The sequence below is a fragment of the Rufibacter sp. LB8 genome (assembly GCF_014876185.1).
Lineage (GTDB): Bacteria > Bacteroidota > Bacteroidia > Cytophagales > Hymenobacteraceae > Nibribacter.
Window position 1 is genome coordinate 146411 of sequence record NZ_JADALJ010000002.1, and the last position, 8717, is coordinate 155127.

General features: G+C 45.7%; 8 protein-coding genes. 7 read left to right on the forward strand and 1 reads right to left on the reverse strand.

Annotation, left to right across the window (positions count from 1 at the left end; all coding sequences use genetic code 11):
* Positions 1-152 precede the first annotated feature (152 nt).
* From IMY23_RS19830 to IMY23_RS19840, 3 genes are all read left to right on the forward strand, one after another.
* Positions 153-908 carry a YafY family protein gene (locus IMY23_RS19830; protein WP_225986690.1) on the forward strand — a complete coding sequence of 252 codons (756 nt, stop codon included), beginning with the start codon at positions 153-155 and terminating at the stop codon, positions 906-908.
* Positions 909-970: 62 nt separating this feature from the next.
* Positions 971-1861 carry a hypothetical protein gene (locus tag IMY23_RS19835; RefSeq protein WP_192823936.1) on the forward strand — a complete coding sequence of 297 codons (891 nt, stop codon included), beginning with the start codon at positions 971-973 and terminating at the stop codon, positions 1859-1861.
* A gap of 87 nt (positions 1862-1948) precedes the next feature.
* Positions 1949-2299, forward strand: coding sequence for a cyclic-phosphate processing receiver domain-containing protein (locus IMY23_RS19840; RefSeq protein WP_192823937.1), 351 nt, complete (start codon positions 1949-1951; stop codon positions 2297-2299).
* A 60-nt stretch (positions 2300-2359) separates the two neighbouring features.
* On the opposite strand, the gene IMY23_RS19845 is transcribed toward IMY23_RS19840, so the two are convergent.
* Entirely contained in the window at positions 2360-4321 is a 1962-nt protein-coding gene (locus tag IMY23_RS19845; RefSeq protein WP_192823938.1) for a toprim domain-containing protein, read from the reverse strand.
* Between the two features lie 745 nt (positions 4322-5066).
* Between IMY23_RS19845 and IMY23_RS19850 the strand changes: the two genes are divergently transcribed.
* The 4 genes from IMY23_RS19850 to IMY23_RS19865 all read left to right on the forward strand — a co-directional run.
* Positions 5067-5741, forward strand: a complete 675-nt coding sequence (locus IMY23_RS19850) for a hypothetical protein (protein ID WP_192823939.1) — start codon at positions 5067-5069, stop codon at positions 5739-5741.
* Between the two features lie 169 nt (positions 5742-5910).
* Complete coding sequence (locus IMY23_RS19855) at positions 5911-6315, forward strand: hypothetical protein (RefSeq protein WP_082893542.1); 405 nt, start codon at positions 5911-5913, stop codon at positions 6313-6315.
* Between the two features lie 10 nt (positions 6316-6325).
* A complete protein-coding gene (locus tag IMY23_RS19860) occupies positions 6326-6658 on the forward strand; it encodes a hypothetical protein (RefSeq protein WP_186631618.1) in 333 nt (110 codons plus the stop codon).
* A partial coding sequence (locus IMY23_RS19865; RefSeq protein ID WP_192823940.1) for a VirB4 family type IV secretion system protein occupies positions 6627-8717 on the forward strand: 2091 nt, incomplete at its 3' end. The genes IMY23_RS19860 and IMY23_RS19865, both read left to right, overlap by 32 nt.

Here is an 8717-nt window from a genome sequence, read left to right on the forward strand (position 1 = left end):
ACCTGATAATCCGGAAACTGAAAGCCAGGCCATACAGCAGCTTTGATGAGTTACAGGAATATTTGCAGGACCAGCTGCAATACTTACAGCTACAGGATGATACCCTGGAAATAGGGTTCTCCAAAAGAACCTTACAGCGTGACATCCGGGAAATGCGCAATATTTTTGGAATAGAAATTGAATACTCTAAAAAGGAGAACGGCTACTTTATAAGGGAAACAGAGAATAATAATGAAAACTTCCAGCGGATGCTGGAAGCTTTTGAACTGTTTAATTCAGTAAATGCCTCTCAAAATGCCAAACCGTATATCCATTTTGAGAAACGCCGACCGCAAGGCACTGAACATTTATTCGGGCTATTACATGCCGTTGAGAACCGCCGGAAAATAAGCTTTAACTACTGTAAATACTGGGAGGATAACATATCCTACCGAACCGTTGAGCCATATGCACTTAAAGAATTCCGGAACCGCTGGTACATAATGGCCAATGATGAAAAAGACAGGAAAATCAAAAGCTTTGCCTTGGACAGGATAACAAATCTTCAGATACAGGCAGAAGTATTTAAGCTTCCCCCGCATTATTCTCCGGAACAAAGTTACTGTTACTGCTTCGGCATTGTCGGCCCTAACGGACACGAACCGGAAGAAATTGTTTTGGCATTTACTGCTTCCCAGGGTAAATATATAAAATCCCTGCCACTACATGGAACCCAGCAAATAGTAGTTGATAATAAAGATGAGCTGCAAATAAAATTAAAGCTTTTTATAACCCACGATTTTGTGATGGAGCTTCTGTCTTTCGGACCAGAGCTAAAAGTCATATCCCCTATTTCTCTGAAAGAAGAGCTTTTAAAGAGTTACACTCAAGCTATAGAGAATTATTCTGATGATTTAATTATCAAATAAAAAACCTATTAATCCATGCCAATTTTTTAGTAAGAATTGACAAGGATTACTTACTCAAAAACATGGAAAATAATTCCAATAAATCTACTGAAAGTATCCTAGGCTCTATTCAGCCTTCTCCAGTAATTGCCCTAGGAAAGAATTTGGAGGCATTTCTTTGTTATATCTCTGATACAGAAGCGATTGCTATAAAGCCCTATTATGCCGGAAGTACTGGTATTATTGAATTTCAGAAAGCGTCTAACCCGTCTTCATCTAATCTAAAAAAAGAGGTTGAGCAACTGGAGACTACCGGACAGCCAGCAGTAGCCTATTTAGTTTTATCTTCAACCGATACAGAAAGCCTGGTTGGCCTCTATGCATATCTAGGTAATTTAAGAAGTAAAGGTGTATTTGTTATTGCCTTAGTTTGCATGGAAGGTTCTCAGGGGACTACAAAGACCTCTAAGGATATAATGGAACAACAAAAAATTTGCGGTTATGCAGATAGTGTTCTACTTATTTCAGACACTAATAATCCTTCAGATAAAAGAAGCGATTTATATGAGACGATTTTTCAGATAGTTGAAAATCTGAATAATATCATTTTAAATAAAAACAATCAGGAAGTTAATGTTGATTTTGAGGATATTAAAATGATTTTAGACGGCGCGATAGGTGTAGCCGGGGTTGCTACTGCTAAGGGAGCAAATAGAGCATCACAGGTTGTGGAGGATTTGTTTACTAATCCCTTAATGATTGGAGATGATATCAAATCTGCTAAAAAAGTTTTAATAAGTATCCAATCAGGCCCCGAGGTAGAGTTGGAAATGAATGAGTTAACCTTTATCACGGACCACATTCAGGATAATATCAGCAATGAAGCCGAAGTAATATTTGGCCACGGAATAGATGATTCATTGGATGGAAAATTGAAAGTAATATTGTTAATATCTGGTATTACAGCCAGTTGAACCAACTAAGCATCTATTGTTTTTTTGCTGCCGACTGGCCTGGACAATTTCATGGACTTAGGAACACTAAACAGGTTCATTATTTTTATGGGATATAAACTGTTTCTTGACGATATAAGAAATGTGGATATGGTATATAAAAACCTGACCAATAAAGACTTCAAGATAGTAAGGAGTTTCGAAGCTTTTAAAACAGTGATTGTTCAGGAAGGGCTTCCAGAATTTATAAGCTTCGATAATGATTTAGGAGTAGATACTGAAGGAAATATTGCGCCAGACGGTTACGCCGCAGTAAAATGGCTTGTATATGAATCAGGATTAGACTTATCCAAACTCAAATTTTACGTTCATTCGGCAAATCCAGTGGCGGCGCAGCAAATACAGGGGCTATTAGACAATTACATTAAATTCCTGTTGGAAGAGAAGGATTTTAGGTAAAAGTATCAGTTTTACCTGTGACACGGTCTATTTTACACCCTCAATATCTAACCAGGTTTACTACCTTGTTATTTCTTGCTGAGAGAGCCTATGGTTCTCAACTTTCCCCGCTATCTCCCGTCTTTCAGCACGGTCTGAATTATTCTCAACCACATCATTCCCTTTTTGGTTACCTATTGCGTCTAAAGTATTGGATATCCTGCCTATTTCTGGGTCATCCGTCCGGTAGGCAACTTTCATTTCTGAGTGCCTCAGACCACTAGTGGACGTACTCTGAATATCGCCCACCTTTGCCCCACTCCGTTCCACCGTATCTTTCACAGCTTCTGCCTGGCCTTTCGAACCCGTCCCCTTATCTCTTTCCTCCACTTTAATAATCAACTCCTTTTCAGAACCAGCTCCATCCAGTTGCTCCGTAGCCGGTAGCCGCTGACCAGCATCCGTTTTGGCCGGAACCACACTTGTTATTCCCAGAGTTGCTTTACCCTGTTGGCCTTCTTTATGCTGCTGCCGTCTCTCCAGGGTGTCGTTAGGTTGCTGCAATTGCAGGAGGTGCTGGGCTTGTTCCAGGCGTTGAGCTTCCGCTCGAAGCTGTTCTTTCTGTAGTCGCTGCGCTTCACGCTCCCGCTCATCTTGCATGGCCTGTGCCTGGATTTGTGAAGTGCTTAATCCCTGGCTGGCTAACTCCAAATCACGGCTGTAATCTTTCGCGATTGGATATTCCACCCGGATGAAATTTACCGGGTGCCGTTCCTGCTCAGGGCGCAACTGCTCCCGCTGCCTGTAGAGTTCCTGGCTGATTACTTCCAATTGGGCGGTATCGGCCTTGGCTACGCTAAGTTTTATTACCGTGTCCTTTTCGGTAGAGCGTTGTACCATCATTTCAATACTCGGCTCATCCTGTACCGAATTGATACGTTCCACCTGACCAGTTAAATATTTGACACGTTCTGCCCCTTCCTGGCTGTTTTCATGATGGTACTCCACCCGCAAATTGGCATGGTACCTCCCGGCGGTAGCGTGCCATTGCACCGGGCGGCTGGCCTCAGCGTAAGCCTCCTGGTTAGCCAATTCCTTAAATGGCCGGGCAGGCTGTAAATCATTCAGATAATTGATATTGAACCTTCTTCCTCCTGCATCCTTATCATCGGCCAGTATTACCTCCTGGGGATTTTGCTTATCGATGACCCGTTGGATTAATGCCGTCTGCCTTTCTGTTACAGTTCCGGCAGTGGCAATGTACATGGTGTTCTTATCGTCATTCTTCAGTTGGTGATAACTCATGGAATCGATGGCGCTTTCATTCAAAACCAGCCTTTCAACAGGAGTCCCTTTGCCTTGGGTGGGGTGGGAAACCCAAATGCCGTCCTTGGGCAGTTCCAGTAAATTTTTATAGCCGGTGTTCTTCTGTTCCACGCTGGCCAGCCCATGCTCATTGTAAAGGGGAAAGGCTGTATTCCGGAACCCGTGTTCGTTTTTCTCGGTCGTGAATACCCGTCCTTGAAAGGCTGGGCTGTCCAGGGTTTCGTCTGTGAGGGAGCGGCTATAGAGGTAAGTCCGATCAGTTAACTCTCTTTTCACGCCTAATACCTCTGAAATCAGTCTGGTTCTTTTTTCTTCCTCTATTTCCGCTTCAGTGGCTGTTTCCCCCTGCTCCTTTGGCTTTCCCTCCAGCCGAGCTGGAACAAGAGCTGTAGCATAGGCTTTTTGTGGCTCTGGGTATTCATTCAGGTATTCGCGCAGGTGTTGCCGTACTTCCCCCAGGTTTTTATGCTGCTTGGTTTTCACGAAATCGATGATGGTACCTTTATCGCGGTCATCACCTGGGTTGAAATACACCTGCTTATCGTCTTTCCTGCTAACGATAATATGCTCCTCGCCATTTTCCAGGTGCTGCCAATCGTTGCGCTTTCCCTGCGCCTTGATCTGATAACCTTGCCTCTGGGCATATTCCCCTAAGTCTATCCGTTCCTTAAACCGCTCTAGTTCCTGCGGGTCATTCTCCAAAACTTGTCGTTCCATGCTTGTATGAGCTTTAGATTATCCATAAAATACAAATAGCGGGTAAACCCGCTATACTTTCCAATATGAATACCCTTCCCAGGCTTTAGTGGGGTGGGGACTTTGTCAAGCTATCAATATAGGCGAGCTGCTCTTTAAACTTACCTAGCTCCTCCTTACCCGGGAAGAGGAATAGATAACGGTCTTCTTCACCGTTGGATAAAGGGTTTCGGGAAGCAGTAGTTTCAAATGAAAGTGCTGCCAAAATCCTTTGCAAGAGAAGGTGTTCCTTTCTCTTCAGGGTACTGTTCTTAAGATTCACGACAGTGGTATAGGGAAATAAATATTGCTTACAGAAAGCCTTTACCTGGCCATGCCCTAAGAGTTTTAACCGGTATTGAATATAGCGTAGCACATCTGCATATAATACAAACAGACTAGGGTCCGGAAACCCTAAAGGTTGAACGGCTTCGGTTATAGGCACCATTAAGAACTATTTCAATTGTTAACCTAAGAGCGCTTCTCTGCTATGGGGGTTAGCAATTGCATCCTTATTATAGATACCTACAATATATATTATATTTTTTTACAAACTAAATAATTCCCTCAAAATCACACCACTACAACTATTGAATAACTATGTGCCAATTAACGGATAACGTTTTCTAGGGTTTCTGCCTTTTATATTATTATAAAATAACTTGTTACTAACTTTTGAATACTTTTTGTATAACTATCTAATTATTTTACCGTTCAAGGGAGAAATATGTCGCAGGAGACCTTCATTATTGGTTTAGTGCTAATTCCAATGTTATTGTTGGTGGCCTTGCTCTTGTGGCGGTTTTATGGAAATGGTAAAGAGACACGGAAAACGATAAGGAAATCAAGAACCGGTAATTATAGGCCACTCAGAACGTATCGATATGAAGTCCGGGATTTTGTAACAACGGTGGGCGAATATCAGGAAACTGACCCCGGATCTTCGGGCACGTTACTGGATGAATTATTAAGTGAGGAAGAATACCTAGATGATATAAGCATGGCGGAAACGCCTGTTAGTTGCGATGATAGCCGTGATACCCCATATACCGATTCCGGAATCAGTCCAAGCACTGCCACGGAACATACTGACTCTGTTGCGGCTGTCGGTAAGAAGGAAAGCTCAATGCCTGATGGGAGAAAGACCTTTACCAATGATGTATTTCCGGAGATTGGGCAAAGCGATAGCCCTGCCCAATCTCTTTACGACAACCCCCTTACGGCACCGGCACCAACTGACAACGATAAAAAGAACAGGGAAGCCGAAATCGCCTTGAAAAGGCGGAGGAGAGCGGAATTGAAAAATAACGCTTCGGCTGCCCAATCCGGTTTCAGCGCATTGTTTTCACCGGAATCACCGGTTAAAAATGCAGCAGCCGGCTCAACTGCTGACAGTGAATAAATTGACAACTAAAGTCTTTTAGCAATGGCCTTAGAACTCACACATCCAACTATCTGCTCAAAAAACATCCCTTCAACCCGCTTGGGTATTTCAAGGGTTATAAAAACGGCTTCCTCAGGGATTAAGCAACCCTTTTATATATCAAATTAACTAAAGCTAAATACAAAAAATGTTTACTGAGACCTACAAAAGGAGTGCTGGCCTGGTGGCGCAAATCTCTAGTTCGATTCATTCGCTTGTGCTTTCTGGCCGCCAATATGAGGCCTCTCCCTGGGAGAAAAGGATGATGGCTACTGCTATGGGTTTAACCCTGACGAACGGGGCAATGGCCCAAGGCGGTACAGCAGCTGCTTTAGAGGGGGTTCAGGAGACCATCATCACCATTGTCCAGGTTGTTTTCTCCATTATTCTGGTGATTGGATTGATCCGGGTCGTGATGAAATTCGTCAACGGGGCACCGGATGCCCTTTCCTCCTTAGGATGGCTGGTCGGCGGGGTAATCCTTTGGTTTGGCTTCCAATTCTTCAAAGACGACTTGGTAGGAACCGTAGGCGGAGAAGGAGGGGTACGTTAACCACCTCTATATGCGCTCTTACAAAAGTATTGAAAAGCCGGCCCAGGTCCTTGGGATGAACATCATGGACTTGGGCTTGGTGGTCGGTCTGTTCATCGGCTCGGTGCTGTTGCTGGGTTTTCTGAACATGATGGTTCCTATCCCGCGCCTGGTTTATTTGGCGGTTTTCCTGTTGGAAGTAGGGTTGATTCTGGTAATGCGGTTTTTAACGAAAACCCATCCTCCCGGCTTCCTGATAGGCTGGCTTTCTTTCCATTTTGTGCAGCCCCGGCGCATCGCCGTAGGCCTTGTCCCCCCAGTGAAGAGAAAAGATGAAAAAGCAAAAATCGGTTCCATTCAATAAAGTAATGCCAGTCCATTCCTTTGAGGATAATAAAGTTATCCTCAAAGATGGGCGGGTAGCGGTCGGGTTCGTAGTTGAGCCGGCGGAGATGGAGGCCTGGACCCAACAGGATTTTATCTCTTTCAACAATGCTTTGTTGGGGGCATTACGGCCATTGCCAATCAACACGATTGTCCAGAAAACGGATATTTACTATGACCGCCCTTATCGGGAAGACAGGAAAGAACAGACCTATTTCGAAGGGAGAATGAATAAGCATTTCTTTGAACGGCTGGTTCTTTTCCAAAAATCCTACCTGTTCCTGAGTTTTGCCCCGGCAGAGGTGAAACCGATTAAAACCAATGCCCTCAACGTCTTGGTTGCCCGCATGGGGGAAACCCTGATGAAAAATCCCTTTGAGAACCTGCTCCACACTTTAGAAATCGCCGAGGCTGTTGCCCAAGAGTTCTCCACCGCCATATCGGGAACGGGAGAGGTGGAGATTATGCGCATGGGCTCGGAGGAAATCAGCGACCTCTACCATCAATATTTTAACCTCAATTTTGACATTGTGCCCCGGCGGCAGGAGCGTGAAATCCTGAACGAGGCAGGGACGCTGGCTGTGGGAGAGAACAAAGTGAACGTCATCTCCATGGTAGGGCAGGGAAGTGAGCAACACCCTGCCGTCCGTAACAGCTATGGGGTAACCGCCCCGATGCTCTACCCGCTTACCAACGCACTGCAGTTCCCGCATATCCTAACGCAGGCCTTTGTCGTGCAGGACACCAGAGCCGCACTTTCCAGCCTGGACACAGATCGGAAACTGAACAATTCGCTTTCGAGGCTGGCCACGCAGGACAACCAGCTGCGGGCTGTCGAAATAGAGGAATTTACCGCCGAGGTAAGGGCAGGGAACAAGCAGATTGTCGGCTTGCACCTGTCTGTGCTGCTGTGGGAAACAAATGATAGCATTCGGAAAGAGAACATCGAGAAAACGATGGCTGCCTTCCGTTCTATTTTCGGAACGGAGAGCGTGGTGGAATCGCACCTGTCCCTGCCTCTGTACTTCGGCTTGGTACCGGGAAATACCTGGCAGGTGCCAGATAGATGGCTGACCACTACTTCCGACCGCGGGGTATGCTATATGCAGTGGACGGCAACCTATAAAAATGGCCACGTAGGGGAATATTTCTGCGATCGCAACCGTAACCTGCTGCAGGTTAACTTATTCAACACCGACCTGGACAATCAGAATGCCATTGTCATTGGCCCCTCTGGTTCCGGTAAAAGTTATACGTTCGGCTACATTGTCGTGCAGCGCCATGAGCGCAAGGCGAGGCAAATCCTGATTGATATCGGCGGTACGTACCGTAACGTGGTCCAGTCGCTTAACGGGGTAGACTTCGAGAACACGTACTTCGAGTATGACCCGGAGAACCCGATAGAATTCAACCCTTTCCTGGTACCCCGCTCCCCCGACGGGAGGAAATGGGTCTATAATGACGAGAAAATCAATTTCCATTTGGCCCTACTGGCGGTTCTGTGGAAAGGCGGGGCGGACAGTGCGCCGCTGAACAAGTCTGAAAGGGCGATCCTGAGCCGCTTTCTGATTCAATACTACACGTACTTGAATGAGGAGGGAAATGCTGGCCAAACCGACGAGGAAATACCCGGAATGGCCAGCTTTGTGCGCTTCGTGCGAAGATTTGACAGGGATATGCAGGCTACTCCTGCCACCGCGGACGGTAAGGAGGAAATGCGCAGCCAGTACAAAAAGGACATGAGTTACTTCGATATTCACCAATTCTTTTTAGTGTTGGCGCAATTCACTGAAGGTGGCCGTTACGAGAAAGTTCTGAATGCCCGGCAGGACGTAGAGCTATCTGAGCACCGGCTCATTTGCTTTGACCTGGCAAAGGTGAAGGCGGACCCTGACCTATACCCAGTGGTAGCCATGCTCATCACCGAGCTCTCGCTGGACCTGTTCCGCAAATTCCCGGACGATATCAAATACATTGCCCTGGACGAAGCCTGGGCCATGCTTTCCGGCGGTGTGATGGAGGAATTCATTGTTTCCATG